At 68.1% G+C, this 21,808-nt stretch carries 24 protein-coding genes; 11 read left to right on the top strand and 13 right to left on the bottom strand.

Annotated elements, in window-relative coordinates; genetic code table 11:
- The first annotated feature begins 48 nt into the window (after positions 1-48).
- Together ASE28_RS28230 and ASE28_RS28225 are read left to right on the top strand one after the other, a co-directional pair.
- Positions 49-429 carry a hypothetical protein gene (locus ASE28_RS28230; RefSeq protein WP_057269420.1) on the top strand — a complete coding sequence of 127 codons (381 nt, stop codon included), beginning with the start codon at positions 49-51 and terminating at the stop codon, positions 427-429.
- Positions 430-495: 66 nt separating this feature from the next.
- Positions 496-756, top strand: a complete 261-nt coding sequence (locus ASE28_RS28225) for a hypothetical protein (RefSeq protein WP_057269419.1) — start codon at positions 496-498, stop codon at positions 754-756.
- Positions 757-787: 31 nt separating this feature from the next.
- On the opposite strand, the gene ASE28_RS28220 is transcribed toward ASE28_RS28225, so the two are convergent.
- Positions 788-1,882 carry a YihY/virulence factor BrkB family protein gene (locus tag ASE28_RS28220; RefSeq protein ID WP_057269418.1) on the bottom strand — a complete coding sequence of 365 codons (1,095 nt, stop codon included), beginning with the start codon at positions 1,880-1,882 and terminating at the stop codon, positions 788-790.
- A gap of 197 nt (positions 1,883-2,079) precedes the next feature.
- Between ASE28_RS28220 and ASE28_RS28215 the strand changes: the two genes are divergently transcribed.
- Positions 2,080-2,550, top strand: a complete 471-nt coding sequence (locus ASE28_RS28215) for a CBS domain-containing protein (protein WP_057269417.1) — start codon at positions 2,080-2,082, stop codon at positions 2,548-2,550.
- 50 nt (positions 2,551-2,600) lie between these two features.
- Here the strand turns inward: ASE28_RS28215 and ASE28_RS28210 are convergent, their stop codons facing one another.
- Positions 2,601-3,530 carry a restriction endonuclease gene (locus tag ASE28_RS28210; protein ID WP_057269416.1) on the bottom strand — a complete coding sequence of 310 codons (930 nt, stop codon included), beginning with the start codon at positions 3,528-3,530 and terminating at the stop codon, positions 2,601-2,603.
- Between the two features lie 208 nt (positions 3,531-3,738).
- Between ASE28_RS28210 and ASE28_RS28205 the strand changes: the two genes are divergently transcribed.
- From ASE28_RS28205 to ASE28_RS28185, 5 genes are all read left to right on the top strand, one after another.
- A complete protein-coding gene (locus ASE28_RS28205; RefSeq protein WP_057269415.1) occupies positions 3,739-5,370 on the top strand; it encodes a triacylglycerol lipase in 1,632 nt (543 codons plus the stop codon).
- Between the two features lie 202 nt (positions 5,371-5,572).
- Positions 5,573-7,795 carry a bifunctional diguanylate cyclase/phosphodiesterase gene (locus ASE28_RS28200; protein ID WP_057269414.1) on the top strand — a complete coding sequence of 741 codons (2,223 nt, stop codon included), beginning with the start codon at positions 5,573-5,575 and terminating at the stop codon, positions 7,793-7,795.
- Between the two features lie 168 nt (positions 7,796-7,963).
- Entirely contained in the window at positions 7,964-8,206 is a 243-nt protein-coding gene (hemP, locus tag ASE28_RS28195; protein WP_082608296.1) for a hemin uptake protein HemP, read from the top strand.
- 637 nt (positions 8,207-8,843) lie between these two features.
- The gene (locus tag ASE28_RS28190) at positions 8,844-9,026 is read left to right on the top strand and encodes a hypothetical protein (RefSeq protein ID WP_057269412.1); all 183 of its coding nucleotides are present in this window, start codon (positions 8,844-8,846) and stop codon (positions 9,024-9,026) included.
- A 290-nt stretch (positions 9,027-9,316) separates the two neighbouring features.
- Positions 9,317-9,688 carry a hypothetical protein gene (locus ASE28_RS28185; RefSeq protein WP_082608295.1) on the top strand — a complete coding sequence of 124 codons (372 nt, stop codon included), beginning with the start codon at positions 9,317-9,319 and terminating at the stop codon, positions 9,686-9,688.
- 121 nt (positions 9,689-9,809) lie between these two features.
- Here ASE28_RS28185 and ASE28_RS28180 read toward each other — a convergent pair whose 3' ends face one another.
- From ASE28_RS28180 to arsC, 6 genes are all read right to left on the bottom strand, one after another.
- A complete protein-coding gene (locus ASE28_RS28180) occupies positions 9,810-11,024 on the bottom strand; it encodes an MFS transporter (protein WP_057269435.1) in 1,215 nt (404 codons plus the stop codon).
- Entirely contained in the window at positions 11,021-11,818 is a 798-nt protein-coding gene (arsH, locus tag ASE28_RS28175) for an arsenical resistance protein ArsH (RefSeq protein WP_157422167.1), read from the bottom strand. Before arsH ends, ASE28_RS28180 begins: the two co-directional genes overlap by 4 nt.
- 32 nt (positions 11,819-11,850) lie before the next feature.
- Positions 11,851-12,345: an arsenate reductase ArsC gene (locus ASE28_RS28170; protein ID WP_057202935.1), complete on the bottom strand. Its 495-nt coding sequence runs from the start codon at positions 12,343-12,345 to the stop codon at positions 11,851-11,853.
- 43 nt (positions 12,346-12,388) lie between these two features.
- A complete protein-coding gene (locus ASE28_RS28165) occupies positions 12,389-12,883 on the bottom strand; it encodes an arsenate reductase ArsC (protein WP_057269411.1) in 495 nt (164 codons plus the stop codon).
- A gap of 109 nt (positions 12,884-12,992) precedes the next feature.
- The gene (locus ASE28_RS28160; protein ID WP_057269434.1) at positions 12,993-13,370 is read right to left on the bottom strand and encodes a helix-turn-helix transcriptional regulator; all 378 of its coding nucleotides are present in this window, start codon (positions 13,368-13,370) and stop codon (positions 12,993-12,995) included.
- Between the two features lie 47 nt (positions 13,371-13,417).
- Complete coding sequence (gene arsC, locus ASE28_RS28155; RefSeq protein WP_057269410.1) at positions 13,418-13,849, bottom strand: arsenate reductase (glutaredoxin); 432 nt, start codon at positions 13,847-13,849, stop codon at positions 13,418-13,420.
- Between the two features lie 110 nt (positions 13,850-13,959).
- Between arsC and ASE28_RS28150 the strand changes: the two genes are divergently transcribed.
- Positions 13,960-15,246, top strand: a complete 1,287-nt coding sequence (locus ASE28_RS28150; RefSeq protein WP_057269409.1) for an arsenic transporter — start codon at positions 13,960-13,962, stop codon at positions 15,244-15,246.
- A 66-nt stretch (positions 15,247-15,312) separates the two neighbouring features.
- Here the strand turns inward: ASE28_RS28150 and ASE28_RS33395 are convergent, their stop codons facing one another.
- The 5 genes from ASE28_RS33395 to ASE28_RS28130 form a co-directional block, all read right to left on the bottom strand.
- A complete protein-coding gene (locus ASE28_RS33395; protein WP_255361109.1) occupies positions 15,313-15,444 on the bottom strand; it encodes a hypothetical protein in 132 nt (43 codons plus the stop codon).
- Between the two features lie 416 nt (positions 15,445-15,860).
- On the bottom strand, positions 15,861-16,547 hold the full coding sequence (locus ASE28_RS28145) for a hypothetical protein (RefSeq protein ID WP_235516239.1): 687 nt from the start codon (positions 16,545-16,547) through the stop codon (positions 15,861-15,863).
- The gene (locus tag ASE28_RS28140) at positions 16,544-17,557 is read right to left on the bottom strand and encodes an MlaD family protein (protein ID WP_057269408.1); all 1,014 of its coding nucleotides are present in this window, start codon (positions 17,555-17,557) and stop codon (positions 16,544-16,546) included. Before ASE28_RS28140 ends, ASE28_RS28145 begins: the two co-directional genes overlap by 4 nt.
- A 20-nt stretch (positions 17,558-17,577) precedes the next feature.
- The gene (locus ASE28_RS28135) at positions 17,578-18,378 is read right to left on the bottom strand and encodes an ABC transporter permease (RefSeq protein ID WP_057269407.1); all 801 of its coding nucleotides are present in this window, start codon (positions 18,376-18,378) and stop codon (positions 17,578-17,580) included.
- 143 nt (positions 18,379-18,521) lie between these two features.
- Positions 18,522-19,685, bottom strand: coding sequence for a citrate synthase family protein (locus tag ASE28_RS28130; RefSeq protein WP_057269406.1), 1,164 nt, complete (start codon positions 19,683-19,685; stop codon positions 18,522-18,524).
- Positions 19,686-19,795: 110 nt separating this feature from the next.
- Between ASE28_RS28130 and ASE28_RS28125 the strand changes: the two genes are divergently transcribed.
- On the top strand, positions 19,796-20,752 hold the full coding sequence (locus ASE28_RS28125; RefSeq protein WP_057269432.1) for a 2-hydroxyacid dehydrogenase: 957 nt from the start codon (positions 19,796-19,798) through the stop codon (positions 20,750-20,752).
- Positions 20,753-20,816: 64 nt separating this feature from the next.
- Positions 20,817-21,803, top strand: a complete 987-nt coding sequence (locus ASE28_RS28120; RefSeq protein ID WP_057269405.1) for a tripartite tricarboxylate transporter substrate binding protein — start codon at positions 20,817-20,819, stop codon at positions 21,801-21,803.
- Positions 21,804-21,808 lie beyond the last annotated feature (5 nt).

Genomic DNA, 21,808 nt, shown 5'->3' with positions numbered 1-21,808 from the left:
GCGCCGCCTGCCTCGGCTGCTCAGCCACCCCTTCACCGGAGTCCGTGGATGCGCCTGATACTGACCTATCCGGAAGATGCCAAAAACCAGGAAATGGCCGATGCCTCCCTCGCAGCGGCGCGCAGGGTGTGCGACGAGGCGCAAGAGCATCCCTACATGGCGTGGCGCGACCACTCCATGGTGAACTCCGGGCTGCTTATCCCAGGATGGGCATTCTCGGACACGGAGATCCGCGCGGCGCAGGTCTGGGCCGATGCGCTGGATGCCGCGCAGGAGTACCTGACCGTACCCGAGTACTGCAGCGTGGAAATCGAAGTCGAATTCGAGCCCGGGGATGCGGTGCCCGGTGACCTGCCCGGTCCCGACCGCCGGTTGCTGCGCGAGTGCTGGTACTGGCGCATGCGCACTACTGCAACAAAACGGGCGTAAGCGCTGTTGTCTGCAGCCGGGCCACTGAGGGCCGAAGCCCCCTTACCCCATCCATTTGCGCACACCATGATCACCGCTTTGTACGTTGGAGGCCCTCTCGACGGGCAGACCCGGCAGTTGCCCGACGGCTCGGCAGCCACACCCCACGGCATTGCGCCAGCCGGCGCTGGCGCCTACCAGTTGATGGGCCGGTATGTCGAGGGGCGGATCGTGAGCGTCTTCGTGCATGCGCAGTGGCCGCTCTCGCGGGAAGACACCTTGCGGGAATTGCCACGGCGCTTTCGGCAGCATTTCGTTCCGTTGGAATTCCCGAAACTCACCGAGTGATCGCCGGGCTCAGGCGCCCGCGGCTGCAGCGTCAGCGTTGGCGCACGCGCCGCTTTCTGCCACCGATCCATCGCACAACCGCAGCGCGCACCGCAAACAGCCCTCCAACCACGGCCACCAGGGCGATGCGTGTGGCCAGCGGCAGGTCTTCACCATCGCTGCCCCGCCGCGCAGCGCCCCCGGCCGGGTCGCCAGGCCATCCAACAGGCTGGGGTGGCACTTCAGGCACGGGGTCCTCGCTCTTCACCGGGGTTTCGGGTGCCTGGGTCTTGGGCGCACCGCGGTGCGAACCGTATTCGGTGGCATACACCTTGGTGAACTCGGCGCCCAGCAGAAAGATCTGCGCCGCGTAGTACACCCAGATCAGGATGATGGCGATGGAGCCGGCCGCAGCATAGGTGGAGCTGATGCCGGCCTTGCCCACATACAGCCCGATCAGCACCTTGCCCAGCTCGAACAGTGCCGCCGTCACGCCGGCACCCACCCACACATCGCTCCAGGCAATGCGGGTGGAGGGCATGAGCTTGAAGATCATGGCAAACAGCAGGGTCTCCACCACCACCGAGAGCGCCATGTTGAGCACCTGGAGCACGATCTCCCAGCCCGGCAGCAGCGCCGAGAACCAGGTGCCCAGCGCCGCCACCGCCGCGCTCACGGCCAGCGATGCCATGAGCAGGAAGGCCAGCCCCAGGATCAGCCCAAACGACAGGAAGCGCGCCCGCAGCAAGCCCCACAGGCCGCTGGGCTTGGCCTTCTCGGGCACATGCCAGATGCGGTCGAGCGCACTCTGGATCTCGGCGAACACGGTGGTCGCGCCAATGACCAGAAAGACGATGCTGATGCCGCTGGCGACCAGGCCCTCGGCCGGCTCCCGGGCGCTGCTGACCAGGCCCTGGATGGCGGCCGCGCCATCGCTGCCCACCAGCCCCGATATCTGGCCCTGCAGCGCGCCGCGCACGGCCTCTTCGCCGAACACATAGCCCGCAATCGCGATCACGATGACCAGCAGCGGCGCGATGGAGAAGGCCGTGTAGTACGAGATGGCGGCCCCCATGCTGGGGGCGTAGTCGTCCACCCAGGCCATGGCGGTCTTTTTGCTGATGTCGAACAGGGTGGAGATTTTCATGGCGTGGCCAGGGCAGTGTGTGTGCCATTTGTACCTGCGGACAAAGCAGCGACGTGTAGGCAATGAGCGCGCCCGTCGCCCATCTCGCAGGAGGTCGGGCAGCAGCCTTGTGCGGCGCGGGCGAAAAGCTTGTGCTCCTACAGACGCCGCCGGAGCGCCGGCATAGATTGGACCCTTTGCCCTCAAGGAAAACCTCCATGACAACCGTATCCGAAGTGATGACCCGTGGCGTGCGCAGCCTGGCGCCGACCGACAACGTGCTGCTGGCAGCCCAGGCCATGCAAGAGCTCAACGTGGGGGCCATCCCCGTGTGCGACGGTGATCGGCTGGTGGGCATGGTGACCGACCGCGACATCGTGCTGCGCTCGGTGGCGCAGGAGCGCAATGCCGGGACCACGCAGCTCAAGGACGTGATGAGCACCGACGTGCAATCGACCCGCGAGGGCGAATCGATCGATGACGTGTTGCAGCAGATGTCGCGCGCACAGATCCGCCGCCTGCCGGTGCTGGACGGCGACCAGCGCCTGGTGGGCATTCTGTCGCTGGGCGACGTGGCGGTGAAAGAAGGCGGTGAGGCGCTGGACGTGGCCGCGTCCCTGTCCGGTATCTCCGCACCGGCCCAGCCGGACCGCTCGGGCCAGTCCCAGGCCAGTGGACCTGCGGGCTGAGGCGCGACCGTTCGCTGAACGCGCTGCCCAAGCCGCATCGAAGGCGCCGTTCAATCCACCTGCCGCACCCCACGGCAGGCCGGGAAGGTAGAGCAGCCCCAGAACGAGCCCCCGGCGTTGTTGCCCGTGCGCGCGATGCGGCGAACCATGCCGCAGCCGCACTTGGGGCAGCCTGGCTGGGCACTCGCAGGGGCACCGGTCGGGGCGACTGCGGCGGCCTGCGCCGATGGCACGGCCGGGTGTGCCGGCGGTTCGTGGTGCACCCCGCCATGGGCGGCGATGACCGCCGCCACCGCCGACCGGGAGTGCTGCGCCTGCTGGAGCATGGCCAGCAGGCGCGGCCCGTCCACCAGTTGCAGGTTGCGCCCCTGAGTGAAGAGCCTCGCGTCGTTGGTGAAGCGCCCCGAGGTCACCACGAAGCCGCCCGTGGCCCCCCGCGCGGCCATCACGCCGTAGAGCTCGCGCACCGTCTCCACGCCCACCTTGAAGGCCTTCCAGTGCTTGCACTGCACGAAGAACTTCTCGCCGCCCCGGGTCAGCACCAGGTCCACCCCGCCGTCGGGCCCACCACCGCCCGTCTCGGTCACCTGAAAACCCTGCAGCCGGTAGGCCTCGCCCACCAGCATCTCGAACTCGGGCCAGGACATGTCGTCGATGGTGCTGGCTGCGGGGGCCTGCGCCACCTCGTCCACTAGCGCCCGGCGCTGACGGCGCCGCCAGCCAGACAGGGCCGCGCCGGCCAGGCAGACCATGGGCGCCACGTACTGGCCCACCATGGCCAGGCCGCCTAGCAGCGCGCCCTGCACCATCGCTCCGATCTGGCCGGGCTTGACCGGCGCCGGCTGGCTGAACGACGCGGCCAGTGGGCTGAGCACCAGGTAGAACACCACCGCCAGCCCCACGCCAGCCCACCAGGGCAACAGGGCGACGAGGTCCATCATGTCCTCCAGGGGGCTGGTTTTCTTGCGCCGTGCTGCCATGGTGGTTCCCTCCCGGTTGTTGGGTGTTGCTCGCATTATTCGAAACAGGGGGTGCTTGGCTAGTTTTGAATTGCACGGCGCTGGCGGCAGGGTTCTGCGCCACTATTTCTCTTGACGCCCCGAGCGCGCCCCCAGACCATCGCGCACTTGCAGCCCCCCGCCCCGAGGCACCGCCCGCAGCGGCTGCACCACCGGGAGCGCAACCAACATGCCTGCAGCCACCTTCAAAGCCCCCTACTTTCCCATCATCTATGTGCGTGGCTACGCCATGACGCAGGGCGAGATCGACCAGACCACCGCCGACCCGTTCTGCGGGTTCAACGTGGGGTCGACCGTGCACCGGGCGGTGCCCGAGCGGCGCAGCAAGCCGCGCAAGCATGTGTTCGAGTCACCGCTGGTGCGGCTGGCGTCGGACCACGGCTACACCGACGTGTACGAGGACGGCTACGACATCGTGGACCCCGAGTGGGAAACCACGGCCGACGGCAAGCCCACGGGCAATGTGCTGACGGGGCAGAGCATCATCATCTTTCGCTACTACGACAGCGCATCGACCCTGCTGGGCGATGGCAACACGCCAGGCATCGAGGACTTTGCGAAGGAGCTGAGCCGGCTGCTGGCCCGCGTGCGCGACCTGGTCTGCGCCAATGTCGCGAATGCGGTGACGCCTGCGGACTTTCGCTGCTACCTGGTGGCGCATTCGATGGGCGGGCTGGTGTGCCGCGCCATGCTGCAGAACTCTGCGCTGGACCCTGAAGGCATGCGGCCCCGGGTGGACAAGTTCTTCACCTACGCCACGCCGCACAACGGCATCGACGTGGCGGGCATCAACGCACCGGCCTGGCTCTCCGCCATGGACATCAGCAACTTCAACCGCGGCAAGCGCATGGTGCAGTACCTGGACCTGGCGCCCGCGTATGCCACGCACCAGCGCGTGGACCTGCTGCCCGAAGCGCTGTTTCCGTCGCGCCGCGTCTTCTGCATGGTGGGCACCAACCGGCTGGACTACGAGACGGCGGCGGGCCTGTCGCGCACCTTCGTGGGCAACGGCAGCGACGGGCTGGTGCGCATCGAGAACGCCACGCTGCACGGCCTGAACGCCGACGGCAGCGTCGGCGAGCCCTGCGCCAAGGCGTTTGCCTACCGCGCGCACTCGGGCTTCTACGGCATCGTGAACAGCGAGGAAGCGTTCCAGAACCTGGCGCGCTTTCTGTTTGGCGACGTGCGGGTGGACCTGTGGGCGGACATCGACGAGATCCGCCTGCCCACGCCCGTGCAGGCCCAGGTGGACGCAGGCCACAAGGTCAACGCGCTCTACCAGATGGAGCTGCGCGCCTCGCCGCGCGGCAAGCTGTGGTATCTGACCCGGCGCACGGCCGAGGAGGACTCGGTGGCCTGCATGGCCCACGCAAATTGGCAGAGCGACAACCAACACTACCTGTCCAGCGTGTTCCTGGCCAACAGCGCACGCGTGAACCCGCGCCGGCGCTCGCTGGCCTACGGGCTGGAGTTCGGCGTGCGCGCGCCCGACTACGAGATCGAGCGGCGCCTGTGGATCAACGAGCACTACGAGGGCGGCTACCTGTTTCGCAACGCGTTGATCCTGGAAATGGAGCCCCCACCCAACGACGCCACGCCCTGGAAGGTGAAATATTCCTGGCAGGGCACGGGCATGGTGCAGGCGCAGACGGTGCTCGACGTGCAGCCGCTCGGCGACGGCCGGGTGGAGGTGGTGATCCCGTTCGACAGCTACACGGAGGACGCCCGGGGCACGCAAAAGCCGGCCTACCCCGGCGTGCGCGGGCAACTGCGCTTCGTGATATCGGCATGGAACTCGTAAGCCACCGCAACCCTGCGTGGCAATAAACATGGCGGCGTTTTGAACGGCCCGTGGTAGAAGTTCAGGCAGATCACTACCTTTCCCGGAACCGGCCGGTTCTGTCAGCGCCGTCTTACAGCGCGGCCCACGACAAGCGGTTATTTTGGGGACGTGGCATGCGTCTTCGGGGGCGGAGACTTGGCCACCCTACCTGGAGGCTCACATGAAGTGCCCCCCTACCCTGCAGAGCGAGGAGGCGCGGCTGCAGGCCTTGGCAGACCATGGCCTGGAAGGCGAGCAAGCGCTGCCCAGCCTGGACCCGGTGGTGCGCATTGCAGCGCGCATGTTCGGCATGCCCGTGTCGGCCGTGAACATGGTCGGCAGCGACCACGTGTTTTTTGCTGCCAGTGTTGGCGTCGGCGAACTCGACATGGGCCGCGACGTCTCCTTCTGCGCCCATGCCATTGCGCAAGGCGGGGTGATGGTGGTGCCCGACACGCTGCAGGACGAGCGCTTTCACGACAACCCCCTGGTCACCGGGCCATCCAACGTGCGCTTTTACGCCGGCGTGCCGCTGCTCTCGCCCGAGGGCCATGCCATGGGCGCGCTGTGCGTGCTCGATGACCGCCCGCACGACGACTTCAGCGCAGAAGACCAGGAGCGCCTGCGCGAGCTGGCGCGCATGGCCTCTGACCGGCTGGAGCTGCACCGCATCGAGACCTCGTCCGAGCGCACGCGGCCCTCGTTCGACGAGTACGCGGGCAACTCCACCACGCCGGTGGTCTGGTTCGACGAGCAGCGGCGCGTGGTGGCGATCAACACCGCCGCCGCCGCGCTGCACGGCTACCACCCGGCCGAATGCGTGGGCCAGCCGCTGGATCTGCTGCTGGCCGAGCAGGAGTATGCCACCCTGCGCGAAGGGATTGCGCGCGCGGTAGCGGCGGCCTCGATGCAGGACCTGCAGATCCCCACCGAAGTGTGCGGGCGGCGCAAGGACGGTACGCATTTCATGCTGGGGATTGCGCTGTTCATCTGGCGCCACAACGGGCGCCTGCGCTTCGAGGCGGTGCTCAAGGACCTCACGGCCCAGCGGCGCGAAGAGGACGACCTGCGCCGTCAGGCCAGCAGCGACCCGCTGACCGGGCTGGCCAACCGCGCCTGCTTCTACCGCCGCGTGCAGGATGCCCTGCTCAGCCCTTCGCCGGATGCCACTGCCGCCGTGCTTATGCTGGACCTTGACGGTTTCAGGGACGTGAACGACACGCTGGGTCACGCCGTGGGCGACGGCATCCTGCGGGAGGTGGCGCAGCGGCTGGCCCGGCTGGCAGGCCACGCGCTGTTCGAGGCCCACCAGAGCCGGGGGCCCATCGCTGCGCGGCTGGGGGGCGACGAATTCGCCCTGCTGTTGCCCGGCATCGGTGACCCCGATGCCGCCAACCAGTTGGCCCAGCGCGCCATCAGCGGCATCCACCAGCCCATCACCATCGCCGGGCATGAGGTGCGCGTGGGTGCCAGTTGCGGGGTTTCCGTCGCGCCCCTGCAGGCCCACGAGGCGCTGGAGCTGGTGGGCAATGCCGACCTGGCCCTGTCGCAGGCCAAGACCGAGGGGCGCGGGCGCAGCTCCGTCTTTGTGCCCGCCCTGCGCATGGCGGCGGTGGCCCGGCGCCTGTATGGCATGGAGCTCGACCGCGCGGTGGACAAGGGCGAGCTGGTGCTGTTCTACCAGCCCCAGGTGCACCTGGAGGATGGCTCGCTCTCGGGCGCCGAAGCGCTGATACGCTGGCAGCACCCACAGCGCGGCCTGTTGGCGCCCGCCGCCTTTCTGCCCGCGCTGGAGGGCGGCCCCCTGGCTGCCAGCGTGGGCTCATGGATTCTGGACGAGGCCTGCGCGCAGGCGGCCTACTGGCGGCGCAACGGCGCGCCCAGCCTGCGCATGGGCGTAAACCTGTTTGGCGTGCAGTTCCGCGTGGGCGACCTGGCCACCGAGGTCTTGGCCACCCTGGCGCGCCATGGCCTGCCGCCCGATGCGCTGGAGCTGGAGATCACCGAGAACATCGTGCTCGACCACGACGACGTGGTGCCCGACGTGCTGCGCCGCCTGCGCGACCAGGGCGTGGGCATCGCGTTCGACGACTTCGGCACCGGGTACGCCTCGCTGAGCCTGCTCACCACCTACCCGCTCACGCGCATCAAGATCGACCGCAGCTTCGTGCAAGGCATGCTGGGCTCGCGGCGCGAAGCCTCGGTGGTGCGCGCCATCCTGGACATGGCGCGCAGCTTCGACCTCAAGACCATTGCCGAAGGCGTGGAGACCGAGGCCCAGCGCGAGCGCCTGTGCAGCGAGCGCTGCGGCGAGGCCCAGGGGTATCTCTTCGCGCGGCCCATGTCCGCGCAGCAGTTCAGCGAAGCCTATGGTCTGGAGGCGTTGCGCAAGGCATCCGCGTAAGCCACTCAATGCATCCGCGCGCTCTACCGCCCCCCCGCGCCGCATTCGCAGATTACCTATTGTTTCAAAGACTAATGAGACACATTCTCATTTGTTGCTCTATACTTCACCCATACCGCAGAGACAGCACCAGCACCCAGTCCACCAACCAACCGATTCCTGCACACCATGTCGACACTTGCCATGCCTCGCCCCGTCCTTCGACTGCAGCGCCCCGCGGCGCCACGCGCGTCGGCAGTTGCCGATGATGCTCTGGCGCAGGCGCAGGCCGAGTCCACTGCCGCAGGTTTTCTGCGCAGCATCAACAGCGCCACGATGCTGGGCACGGCCAAGGTCGTGAACATCCTGCACAACGGCTCGGTCTACCAACTCAAGACCACCAAGCTCGGCAAGCTGATTCTGACGAAATAGGTTTCATCGTGGGGAGACTCCCGGGATCTCGGTCTCGAAGGGTCTTTTTTTTGCTAGCCACCCGTAACCCGGCAGCCATGCTTTTTTTCCCCGCGATCATCATCACTCCCCGCATCCACTGCTGACCTCGCAGGCCGCAGCGGTGCCAGCTGTCCGCTGGCCAGAGAAGGTGCCGTCGCCACCCCCTTTCTGGCGAACACCGGCGCCACGCTGCGCGTCTGCACGCGCTGCGCGTGGCGCGCTTTCATTTCACCCTTTTGCCGCTTTGCTGCGCACGTCCAGGCACGCGTGAAGCATTGCGTTACATGGCGGCGCATCGGCGGCCATTCACGGCTGCCTTGCACCGCTCTAGAGGCATGGCCGTGCACCATTTGCAAGCATCTGCAACACACGCTGCGCGTGGCCTGTTGCAGGCTTTTACGGTGGGTGACGACACGCCTCGTCGTCGCGCCCCGCTGATGGTCTGCGCTCTCACACGCAACCACCCGTAACAACGGTCACCAAGCCCATTTATCGCTGTTGTCTTACACGCGGAACTGGGACACTTTGCTGAAATCTACCCATCGGCCATTGAGGCTGATTCGGGGGTCATTGAGGCCCCTGCCCCGGATTGTTTTTACCCACCAGGAGTAGTGCCATGAAGTTCCATCACCTGCCTCCCCGCGCGCGTGCCGTTGCCGCGTTTGTGGCGACCGTTGTGCTGGCCTTCCTGGCGGCGGCAACCGTCCTGATGCCCGACATCACGGTGCAGTCGGTGGACTCCATGGTCCGCCTGCCCGGTGGGGTGGAGCAGATCCTCACGCAAGGGTTTCCCGAGTAAGTTTGCGCGCACCGTGCGGGCACGGGGCCCTGCCGGTGCCCCGGTCATCCCGGCGATTCGCAGATCCTCTGCCTGCGCATTCGCCGCAGGCATGCCACACCCCTTTGACTCCCGCAACTCCATTGATGCGCCGCACCGGCCCTGCAGCCCACTGGGCACATGCAAATCCCCCAAAATAGGGCGCAAACGCAACGCCCGCGCGGAACCTGCTGGCAAAAAGAGGAGCACGGGAGTACCATCTGGCGTGCACACCGGAATTTCCGGCGCTGCACCCCCGAAGGAGGAATACCGTGAACCCACGTTTCCTGACCCCTGGCCACCAAAGCCCGGCCGTTCTGGCCACCACCCTGGTGCTCTCCCTGTCGGCCCTGCTGGCCGGCTGCTCCAGCCCCCGCGAAGGCTCTCTCGACGAATTTGCCCGCTGGCACGACAAGGCCAAGGCGCAAGCCCAGGCCGGCGCGCTGATGTGGAGCGAGTTCTACAAGCAGAGCTTTGACCGGCTGACCGCCCTGCCCCCCTCCATGCAGCAGGACACGCGGCTGGAGAACACCGTGCTGCTGCTCTCCACCGCGCGCAAGTACGAGTCCAGCGAAATCACGGCCCTGCAGTTCAACACCGAACGCGAGCATATCGAGACCCAGCTCGAAGCGCGCCTGCGCTGAGCTTGCCCTGTCAGGCCCCGGCCCCGCGAGGATGAAGCGCGGCGGCCAATGGCATCTCATCAGAACACGGTGCGAAGAGCCACACCATCATGCCGTGCCGCCTCGATCCTGCGGGCTTCCTTCATCCCTTGCGAGCTTTGTGCATGCTCATTGTCGGCGCACCGGCCGGTGATGCCACCGCCAGCAGCGCCAGAAAGGCCGCGACGCCCAGCCCGGCAGACACCCACAGCGCGCCTGCCCCCAGCCGGTCCAGGCACAGGCCGAACAGCCACGGCGCTGCCGCCTGCGCGATGCGCGCCGGCACCATGAGCACCCCCTGCCGGTGCCCGTAGCCCGCCGGGCCGAACAGCACCAGCGGCAGCGTGCCCTTGGCAATCGTCAGGATGCCGTTGCCTGCGCCATGGAACAGCGCGAACACCACAGCCACCGGTGCGCCGGCCACGGCCAGCAGCCCGGCGCCCAGCGGATGCATGAGCGCTGCCAGGCGCGCGGACAGCAGCGGGTGCACATGGCGCAGCAGGCCGAACTCCAGCAGGCGCCCCGCCACCTGCGCCGGCCCCACCAGTGCACCCACGGCCACGGCGGTGGCCAGCGTGGCGCCGCCCTCCTGCAGCAGGCGCGGCAGGTGCGCCGCCATGGCGGTGCTGGTGAACCAGGTGGCGGCAAAGACGAAGGCCAGCAACACCGTGGCGCGCCGGGCATGGGCAGGCGCCGCATCGGCCACAGGCGCTGCGGCGCCAACTGCGGAGCCCACGGGGGCTGCCTCGGCCACCGCCCTGCGCGGCGTCCATGCATTGAGGGGTAGCCCAACCACCAGGTGCAGCGCAGCCCAGGCCCAGCAGGCGCCACGCCAGCCCCACTGCGACTCCATCCACATCGACAGCGGCCAGCCCACCGTGCTGGCAAAGCCGGCGATGAGGGTGATGCCGGTGATCGAATTGCGCGCGTTCTTGCCGTGCAGATGCACGAGCGCGGCAAACGCGGCCTCGTACAACCCGCTGCCCATGCCGACGCCGAGCAGCACCCAGGCGGCAAACAGGCTCCACGGCCCCTGGGCCATGGCCAGAGCGGCCAGCCCGAGCGCAAACACGCCACTCGTGGCCACCAGCACCGGCCGGCCGCCCCAGCGGTCGATGCTGCGGCCCGCATACGGCCCCAGGAGCGCAGAGACGACGAGTGCGCAGGAGAAGGCCGCGAACACCATGGCCACCGAGAGGCCCATGTCCCGTGCCATGGGCACGGCCAGGATGGCCGGCAGGTAATAGGTCGAGGCCCAGGCCAGGGTCTGGGCCGTGCCCAGGCGGGCGACGGTGGCCGCGGGCTGTTGCTTGTTCACCGGGCGCAGCACGCCGGCGCGGCGGTCGCGGTCAGAGCCTGGGCTACGGGGGGAGTACACCCACAGTCCCGTGCGGCCGGCACCGCCTGCGGCAATTGAACCCGGCGCTCCAGTTGCGCCTCCGACTCCTTGCGCTCGCTGTAGCGGTCCACCAGGTACGGCGACACATCGCGCGTGAGCAGGGTGAACTTCATGAGTTCTTCCATCACATCCACGATGCGGTCGTAGTAGGCCGAGGGCTTCATGCGGTTGTCGTCGCCGAACTCCTGGAAGGCCTTGGCCACCGAGGACTGGTTGGGGATGGTGAGCATGCGCATCCAGCGGCCGAGCACTCGCATCTGGTTGACCGCGTTGAAGGACTGCGAGCCGCCGCACACCTGCATCACCGCCAGGGTCTTGCCCTGCGTGGGGCGCACGGCCCCCTGGGCCAGCGGGATCCAGTCGATCTGCGTCTTGAGGATGCCGGTCATGGCGCCATGGCGCTCGGGCGAGCACCAGACCATGCCCTCGGACCAGGCGGCCAGCGCGCGCAACTCGGCGACCTTGGGGTGCGAGTCCGGCGCGCCGTCGGCCAGTGGCAGGCCCTCGGGGTTGAAGATCTTCACCTCGGCCCCCAGCGCCGTGAGGATGCGCGCGCCCTCCTCGGTGGCCAGGCGGCTGAACGAGCGCTCGCGCAGGGAGCCGTAGAGCATCAGGATGCGCGCGGGATGGGTGGACGCCAGCGCAGCGGACAAACGCGCGGTGTCGGGCATATGCAGCAGTTGGGCGTCGATGTGGGGCAGGTCAGAAAGCATGGGGCAGGCTGTGGTGCGGTAATGGTGGTTGCTCAGCTGTGTGCGATTCTGTTCAGCTGGGTCTGCAGGTCGGCGTCGCTCAGGTCGGCCAGGGGCAGCTCCAGCAATTGCAGCATGCGGTAGCCGATGGCCTGGCGGGTGATCTCGAAGGCCTGGCGTTTGGCCTCGTCGCCGCCCTGGGCGTTGGAGGGGTCGGGGTAGCCCCAGTGCATCTGGATGGGGGTGCCCGGCCAGTACGGGCAGACCTCGCTGGCCGCACTGTCGCAGACGGTGATGACGATGCGCATCACCGGTGCATCGGCAGCGGTGAACTCGTCCCAGCTCTTGCTGCGAAAGGCGTCCGTCCTGACGCCCGCACTGGCCAACGCTTCGAGCGCCAGGGGGTTGATGCGGCCGCTCGGGGCGCTGCCGGCGCTGTGGGCCTGCACGTCCAGGCCGCGGACCTTGGCCAGGTGGTTGAGCATGCCTTCGGCCAGCACGCTGCGCGCGGAGTTGTGCGTGCACAGGATGAGGATGTGGGTGGTCATGGTCGTGGAAGGGAATGAAAAAGTGAGGGGGCCTGGGTGGGGTTCACGCCCGCCCGATGTCCTGCACCTGGCGCTTGATCGCCAGGGAGTCGAGCTTCTCCAAAGGCAGCGCCAGCAGCAGCTCGATGCGCCGCTTGAGGATCAGCGCCGTGTCGCGGAACACCTTGTCCACCGCTTCGGGCGTGCCCTCGGCGGCCGAGGGGTCGGGCACGCCCCAGTGCGCGCTCATGGGCTGGCCCGCCCAGACGGGGCAGACCTCGCCGGCGGCGTTGTCACAGACGGTGAACACGAAGTCCATCTCGGGCGCGCCGGCCTGGGCAAACTCGTCCCAGTTCTTGCTGCGCGCGCCGGTGGCGGGCACATGCAGCCGCTCCAGCGTGGCCAGTGCCAGCGGGTTGACGGTGCCACTGGGAAAGCTGCCGGCCGAGTGCCCCCGAAAGCGCCCTCCTCCGAAATGGTTGAGCAAGGCCTCGGCCAGGATGGAACGGGCAGAGTTCTGCGTGCAGATGAAGAGCACGTTGTAGGTTTTTTCAGTCATGGGGAAAGACTCCAGAAAGTGATGACGGCGGCTGGTTGAAGGGTTAATTTCAATATTTCATTAAATATTGAACTAATGACCATGGAAAGACAGGCAATGGATCGGTCTGTCAAGCTGCTGCAGTGGGCTTGGGGCGCTTCTTGCCCACCGCCGAAGCTGGCGCGCAGCCGGCCTTGACGGGCAGCTCGGCGCACAGTTCAGGGTTGCCCGCGCAGCACTCTTCGGTCAGGTAGCCGATCAGCTCCGCCATCAGCGCCAGGTTGGCCCGGTAGCGCTGGTAGCGGCCCTCCTGCTCCACGGTGAGCAGCGAGGCGTGCGTCATGCCCTTGAGATGAAAGGACAGGTTGGTGGGCGGCACGTCCAGCGCCGCCGATATCTCGCCGGCCACCATGCCGCCAGGCCCCTGCCGCACGAGCAGGCGGAACACGTCGAGCCGCACCGGGGAGGACAGCGATTCGAAGACGGCGGTGGCGGCGGTTTTTTGCACGGACTGACTATACAAGAGCGGTTGGATGGCGGCATAGGCCCAGGGAATCAAGCGACCCGGCGGCCCTGCGCGTCGATGACCAGCTCGCCATCTTCCTTGGCGAACGGGCCGGGCAGCGCGGGCAGCAGGTCCAGCACGGCCTCGGAGGGGCGGCACAGCCGGGTGCCGGCGGGCGTCACGACGATGGGCCGGTTGATGAGGATCGGGTGGGCGAGCATGGCGTCGAGCAGCTGCCCATCGGACAGCGCAGGGTCTTGCAGGCCCAACTCGTCGTACGGCGTGCCCTTTTGCCGCAGCAGCGCGCGCACGGGGATGCCCATGGCGGCGATCAGCTCGGTGAGCTTTTCGCGGCTGGGCGGCGTCTTGAGGTATTCGACGACGGTGGGCTCGATGCCGGCGTGGCGGATCATCGCGAGCACGTTGCGCGACGTTCCACAGGCCGGGTTGTGGAAGATGGTGGTGTCGGTGGAGGCTTGCATGGCATCAATAATACAACTATTATTGAAATATTCAAGCAACCGCAAACTCCCTGCACCCGCAGATGCTTGCGGCCCCCTCCCCCACTTCCCCTTTTGAAAAGAGAAAACAGATGCTTGTGGCTCTGTCGATTTTTGTTGCCACCATCGCGCTGGTCATCTGGCAGCCGCGCGGGCTGGGCATTGGCTGGAGCGCCAGCGCGGGTGCCGCCGTGGCGCTGCTCACCGGGGTCGTGCAGGTGTCCGACATCGCCGTGGTCTGGCAGATCGTGTGGAACGCCACGGCCGCCTTCATCGCCATCATCATCGTCAGCCTGCTGCTCGACGAGGCGGGCTTCTTCGAGTGGGCGGCCCTGCACGTGGCGCGCTGGGGGCGCGGCAGTGGCCGCATGCTGTTTGCGCTCATCGTGCTGCTGGGCGCGGCCGTGGCAGCGGTGTTCGCCAATGACGGGGCGGCACTCATCCTCACCCCCATCGTGATCGCCATGCTGGTGGCCCTGGGGTTCAGCCCCGGCGCCACCCTGGCCTTCGTGATGGCGGCGGGCTTCATTGCCGATGCGGCCAGCCTGCCGCTGGTGGTGTCCAACCTGGTGAACATCGTCTCGGCCGACTTCTTTCGCATCGGGTTCAACGAATACGCCTCGGTCATGGTGCCGGTGAACCTCGCCTCGGTGGCGGCATCGCTGGCCATCTTGCTGCTGTACTTTCGCAAGGAGATTCCCACCGCCTACAACCAGGACCAGCTCAAGCTGCCGGCCGCTGCCATCCGCGACCCGGCCACCTTCAAGACGGGGTGGGTTGTCCTGGTGCTGCTGCTGGTCGGCTTTTTCGGGCTGGAACCGCTGGGTGTGCCGGTCAGCGCCACCGCCGCCGCAGGCGCCGCACTGCTGCTGGCCGTGGCGGGCCGGGGCCACGTGATCAGCACAAGGAAGGTGCTGCGCGAGGCGCCGTGGCAGATCGTCGTCTTCTCGCTGGGCATGTACCTGGTGGTCTACGGGCTGCGCAACCAGGGGCTGACGGCGTACCTCAGCCAGTGGCTCAACGCCTTTGCCGGCTACGGCATCTGGGGTGCGGCACTGGGCACGGGGGTGCTGACGGCGTTGCTCTCGTCACTCATGAACAACATGCCCACAGTGCTGGTGGGCGCGCTGTCCATCGACGCATCCGCCGCCACCGGCGTGGTCAAGGAAGCGATGATTTACGCCAACGTCATCGGCAGCGACCTGGGGCCCAAGATCACCCCCATCGGATCACTGGCCACCCTGCTGTGGCTGCATGTGCTGCAGCGCAAGGGCATCAGTATCGGCTGGGGCTATTACTTTCGCGTGGGGGCGGTCATCACCCTGCCCGTGCTGCTGGTCACCCTGGCGGCGCTGGCGCTGCGGCTTTCGCTCAGGTAGGCCCCAAAAGAGGCGGGCCCGCACCCAGGGGTACCGGCCCGCCATCATTCAGCCGGGTTCAGCCGATCAATCGCAGCAGCCCAGCATTTCCAGGCAGCATTCGGCCAGTTCCGAGCAGCAGCCCGACTGGGCCATGGCCATGCCGGCCATCGACAGCAAGACAGCGGCCACGCCGAATTTGAAGAATTGTTTTTTCATTGGGAAATTCCTGATTGAGAAATGAATGGATTGGATAGAAAACGGGAAACCAGAAATCATCCAGACCTCAATCGGGCGGCCTCCAAACCGGGGCATCCCAGGACACCCACTGCCGACCAGCCCCGATGGTGTGCATCGAGGCCCGTGATACCCCGAGCCATGGAGCATCCGGGGCGACCATCAACGGCATGCCGCAAGGCTGGCAGCCGGCCATGCCACAGGCATCGGCAGTGCCGCAGTCGGCAATGCAGCAATGGTCGTAGCCCGACATGCTGGCCGACACCGTCTGGGTGAGGAAAGCACTGCCCAGCAACAGCAAGCAGATGACAAGGAATCTTCGCACGGCTGCAATGTACCCCAGCGGTGCGTCCCGGCCAAACCGAAGGGTTTGGCCCTGTCGCCCTGCCGGCAGCCTGCTACTTGCTGCCGCCCGCCTGCTCCACCACCGCCACGCGCCTGCGCAGGCGCTCCGCCGCGTCCTTGTCCCCCGCCGCCTCGGCGCGCTGCACTTGCAGCAGCAGCCAGGCCATGAGCGGGCGGCGCCAGCCCTGGGCGGAGGCGGTGTCGGTCGCGGTGGCGATGGCCGCCGGGTCCGCCCGGCCGGCCTGCAGCAGCACGCCGGCGGCCACCAGGCGCGAGAGCGGGTCTTCGATGGCGGCCAGCGCAGCCCCGCCCGATCCTGGCGCGGCCACGGCGCGCTGGGCGGCGGGCAGCAGCGCCACGTCGGGCGCGGCCAGCGGCTTGCCGGCCAGGTAATCGGCATAAGCGCGCTCGGGTGCGGCAGCATCCTGGCGCAGCGCCTCGAAGGCGCTGCAGGGCTCCACCGCCAGGCTGGCCACCTGGGCGGCGCAGCGCAGCAGTTCCAGCCGGGCCAGCAGGTCCGGGCGGGCGGTGCGGGCCACCTCGGCGCGGGCGCGCTCCCATTCGAGCTTGTCGACGCGGGCGTTGCCCGAGAGGTAGGCGTCGAGCGCCTTCTGCGACGAGCCCTGGGCGTTCATCTCCCACTCGGGTTCGGGCGGCTTGTTCGCGCAGCCGGCAAGCAAGCTGCCGATCAGGGTAGCGGCAAACAAACTTCGCACAATGGGCATGGTCTTGTGGGTCATGGCAGCTTGATCTCCCGGTCGCGTGCAAACGGCCATTTGCGGTTGATCTCGGTGACCAGGCTGTCGATCTTGCGCAGGTTGCTTTCCACCTCGGCGCGCAGGGCACCCAGGTCGTTGGTGGCCTCGCGGGCATTGGCGCCCACGGCCTGGGCCTCGACCAGCACGGCGTCCACCTTCTTGAGGCTGGTGCGGGTGTCGGCCAGCAGGTCGTTGACCTGGCCGACGGCGGCGCGCAGCTCGGGCACCAGCGCATCCTTGTTGCCATCGGCGCCGAAGACCTGGCGGTCGGCGCGCGTGGCCAGGGTATCCAGGCGCGCCAGCAGGGTGTTGGTACGGTCCAGTGTGGTCACGAGCTTCTTGGCATCGCTCTCGCTGCCCATGAGGGCACCGAGCACGCCGCCTGGGCCATTCAGCCGCTCGGTCAGTTGCTGCACGTTGGAGAGGGTGGTGCCCAGGGCCGCGTCCTGCGCGGTCAGGTTGTTCAGGTTGCCCAGCAGCTCGCGCGCCGAGGCCATGAGCTGCGGGATCTCGGCCGTGGCATCGCCGCGCAGCACCGGGCGCACCGCGCCATTCTCCAGCGGCGGGTCGGTGAGGATGCCGCTGTAGGCGCGGATGTTGGTGCCGCCCACGATGCCGCGCACCAGGGTGAACACGCTGGAGCTGCGCAGCCAGTGCGCGTCCTTGCTGGGCACCTCGATGGTGATGCGCGCATTGCCCTCGTTGGCCAGCTCGATGCGGCGCACCCGCCCGATGGGAAAGCCCGAGAACGTCATGTCCATGCCCACCACCACGCCCTCGGAATCGTCGGCCGTGAGCACCAGGGTCTGCGTGGGTTCGAACACGCCGCGCGCATACATGAGGAACAGGCCCGAGCCGACGATGAGCGCCAGCGTGAACATCAGCAGCGCCGCAGCCTTGATCTCCAGGTAGGCCACGGGGCGCAGCGTCTCCTGCGTGGAGCCTTCGGTCGGCGGCGGCGGCGGCGCGGGAGGTGGTGAGCGGTCGGTCATGGGTGTGTTTTTGTTATGGGTCAGTAGTAGTTGCCCATCAGCGAGGCGACTTCGATCAGCAGCAGCACGGCGAACATGCGCGCCAGGCCGCCCAGTTCCGAATCGGGCTGGCCCCGGCCCTCGGCGTCGTACAAACCGGCGGCCATGGGGATCAGCGCCACGGTGAGGCTGAAGAACAGCGTCTTGAGCGCGAACAGAGTGGTCACGCTGGGGGTGAACACGCGCCCGAACATGCGTGTGTAGCCCCCCGCCTCGGCCAGGTTGAAGCCGTACACGCCCAGGTAGCCCATGACCAGCGCCACCACGCAGCTGAGCGCGGCCAGCGTGATGCTGGCGAACACCCCGGCCACCACGCGCGGCAGCAGCTCCACACGCACCGGGTCCGAGCCGCGCGCGCGCAGTTCGTCGAAGCGGCCCGATTGGCGCAGCAAGGCCAGTTGCGTGCCGTTGGGGATGGTGGCGCGCATGGCCACGAAGAGTGCGGCCGTGAGCGGGATCAGCTCCAGCACCAGCACGCGGATCACCATCTCCATGGCATAACGCGACAGGCCATAGCTGAGCGCCGTGACCACCACGATGCGCGTGAGCACCAGGCTGATCAGCGCCGCCAGCACCGTGAAGCCCAGCAGCACCGGCGCCGTGTCCAGGTACAGGTGGCGCGCCAGCGAGCGGCGCGTGGCGCGCCCGTAGCTCGACGGCGACAGCACCAGCACCAGCACCACCGCCCCCAGGTACAGGATGCGCCACCACGCCACGGCCCAGCGGCGTACCGTGCTCCAGGCACGCTCGGGCAGGGACAGGCCGGGCAGGCGATTGATCATGAATTGATCATAGCCGCCGGGGCACGCGTTCCCAAGCAGAAGGCCCGCTGAAGGCATCGGGCATTTGCAGCGGCCACGGCTTATGCTGCATGGATATGCAGCTACACATTGCATAGCAGACGATACATGCGCTCACACCCTGCCTATTTGCGGGCGTTCTGCGGCACCACCGGCATGCGCCCCACATAACGCCCGCGTGGGCGGATCACCTGCGCCACGCCGCGCTGCTCCAGGCTGTGGGCCAGCAACCCCACGCTGCGCGCGGTGGCGAACAGGGCAAACGCCGCGTCGGCCGGCAGGCGGTGGTGCGCGACCAGGGCGGCCAGGGCCACGTCGATGTTGGGCTGCAGGCCGGTCAACTCGGTCGCCTTGTGGATGAAGCGCGCAATCACCTCGGGCGGCTCGAACATCGCGAGCAGGGCCGCCGCGCGCGGGTCGCCATCGGGGTAGATGGGGTGGCCGAAGCCCGCCAGCGGCAGGCCGGTAGACAGGTAATGGGCCAGCACCTTGTCTTCGCCCAGCCGCTCCACCTCGCTGAACAGCGCCTGCACCCGGCCCGAGGCATCACCGTGCAGCGGCCCCGACAGCGTGCTCAGCCCCGCCAGCACGCAGGCCGGCAGCGAGGCGCCGGTGGACGCCGCGATGCGCGTGGCAAAGGCCGAGCTCGTGAGCTCATGGTCGGCCAGCAGCACCAGCGCCGTGCGCAGCAGCTCGGCCACCGGGGCGCGCTGCTTCCAGCCCTTGGCAAAGCGCAGGTGCAGCGGGCCCTTGCCGGGCTGGGCGCCGAAGGCATTGGCCAGTTGGCCCACCAGGGCCTGGCCTTCGGCATGCAGCACGCGCGTGAGCCGCCCGCTGGTGGAGTGCCCCGTGGCGGCCAGCCCGGCGAGCACCGTGAACGCGGCGCCGCGCCCCGGTGCCGCGGTGCCGGCCGGCGCATCGCAGGCGAAATCCACCGCCTGCTCGGCCGCCCACAGCAGCTGCGCCGCATCTTCGAGCGTGGCGGTGCGCGCCAGCACGATGGCGTCTTCACCCCGGTAGTGCGGGCGCTCGCGGAAGAAGGCCGACAGCGCCGTCGGGATGCTGGGCTCGGCCCCGAACAGCGTGTTGGTGGCCAGCGTCTCGCGCTTGCTACCGGCCTTCTTGCGCCGGGCCAGGCCGCTCAGGTCCTCGGCGCGGTACAGGCTCTTGCGCGTGTCGGCCGGGTCGGGCATGACCTCGAGCTTGCCCCGGCTCACATAGGCATAGATGGTCTGCGGTTGCACACCGAGGAGCTGGCAGGCCTCGGTCATCGAAATCCAGGAAGCCATGGTGGTGGTCGTCGTTGAGGTCTATACATTGATTTTACACGTCAAGATTGACCACAGCATCAACACAAAACTACGATGCCTTCCATTCCAACGTGTTTCCGCATACCGACATGACAAAGCCCCAGGTTCTGCAACTCAACCCCATCCTGATCCCGTCGGTGAACGACGCGCTCGCCTCGCTGTACACGGTGCACAAATACTTCGAGATGGCCGATGGCGCGGCATGGCTGCAAGCGCACGGCGCAGGCATCGGCGCGGTGATCACCGGCGGGCACACGGGCATCTCGCGCGCCATGCTGGAGCAGTTGCCCGCCCTCAAGGTGGTGGCCGTCAACGGCGTGGGCACCGACGCGGTGGACCTGGCCTACTGCCGTGGCCGCGCCCTGCCCGTCACCGCCACGCTGGGCGCGCTGACCGAGGATGTGGCCGACCTGGCCATCGGCCTCCTGATCGCCGCCAGCCGCAACATCTGCACCGGCGACCGCTTCGTGCGCGACGGCCAGTGGGAGCAGTTCCCGCAGCCCGGCGCCATCCCGCTGGCGCGGCGCTTTTCCGGCATGCGCGTGGGCATCGTCGGCATGGGGCGGGTGGGCCGCGCCGTGGCCACCCGGGCCGCCGCCTTCGGCTGCCCCATCGCCTACACCGATCTGCGCGCCATGAGCGATGTGGCGCACCGTTTCGTGCCCACCCTGCTGGACCTGGCGCGCGAGTCCGACGCACTGGTGCTGTGCGCTGCGGCCGACAGCGCCGAGGGCATCGTCGATGCGGCCGTGCTCGATGCGCTGGGCGCGCAGGGCTACCTGGTCAACGTAGCGCGTGGCCGCCTGGTCAACGAGGCCGACCTCGCGGCAGCCATCAGTGCGGGCCAGATCGCCGGCGCAGGGCTGGATGTGTTCGTGGACGAGCCGCGCGTGCCCCTGGCGCTGCGCCAAAGCGAGCGCACCGTGCTGCAGGCCCACCGCGCCAGCGCCACCTGGGAGACGCGCGCGGCCATGGGCCAGATGGTGCTGGACAGCGTGGCCCAGGCGCTGGCCGGCGAGCGGCCGGCGATGAGCCTGACCACATGAACTGAGCCTGGCGGCTCCCCCGCTTCCCCATCCCCCAAAAAACACAACGGAGACAGACACCACCATGACGTCCACACTACGACGCTTCGCCTTCACCCTGGCCATGGCCCTCGGCGCCACGGCCCTGGCGGCACCCGCCGCCTTTGCACAGGCCTATCCCAACCGCCCGGTGACCCTGGTCGTGCCCTTCCCGCCCGGGGGCGGCACCGACACCGGAGGCCGTGTCATCGCCGAGCAGTTGGCCCGGCGCTGGGGCCAGCCCGTGGTGGTGGAGAACAGGGGCGGCGCGGCCGGGCAGATCGGTGCCGACTACGTGGCCAAATCCAGGGCCGACGGCTACACCCTTATCTTGGGCAACATCGGCACGCAGGCCATCAACCCCTCGCTGTACGCCAAACTGCCGTACGACGCGGACAAGGCCTTCGCCCCCATCTCGCTGGTGGCCGAGTTGCCGCTGGCGATGATGGTCAACCCCTCGGTGGCAGCGAAGACGCCGGCCGAGTTCATCGCCCTGGCCAAGGCGCAGCCGGGCAAGCTCAGCTACAGCAGCTCGGGGGCCGGCGGCGCGCCGCACCTGACGGCCGAGATGTTCAAGGACCAGACGGGCAGCTTCATCCTGCACGTGCCCTACCGTGGCGGCGGTCCTGCGATTGCCGACCTGCTGGCAGGGCATGTGCAACTCTCCTTCATGACCGCGCTGGAGGCCTCGGGCCACATCAAGGCCGGCAAGCTGCGCGCCCTGGCCGTCACCGGCGACAAGCGCCTGCCCGCGTTGCCCGAGGTGCCCACACTGGGCGAAGGCGCGCTGCCGGGCTTCAACGCCATCTCGTGGATCGGCCTGCTGGCCCCTGCGGGCACGCCGCCCGAGGTGGTGGACAGGATCTCGGCCGATGTGCGTGCCGTGCTCGCGGACGAAGCCGTGAGAGCCCGCTTTGCCGGCCTGGGCGGCGTGCCGCGCGCCACCTCGCCGCAGGAGTTCGGCAAGCTGATCGCGGCCGACAGGGCGCGCTACGCGCAGATCATCCGCAGCCGCAAGATCACCATCGAGTGAGTCAC

The sequence above is a fragment of the Acidovorax sp. Root219 genome, from assembly GCF_001428665.1.
Classification (GTDB): domain Bacteria; phylum Pseudomonadota; class Gammaproteobacteria; order Burkholderiales; family Burkholderiaceae_C; genus Acidovorax.
The sequence above is the reverse complement of the archived record's forward strand: the minus strand, read 5'-3'. Positions and strand labels throughout refer to the sequence as shown.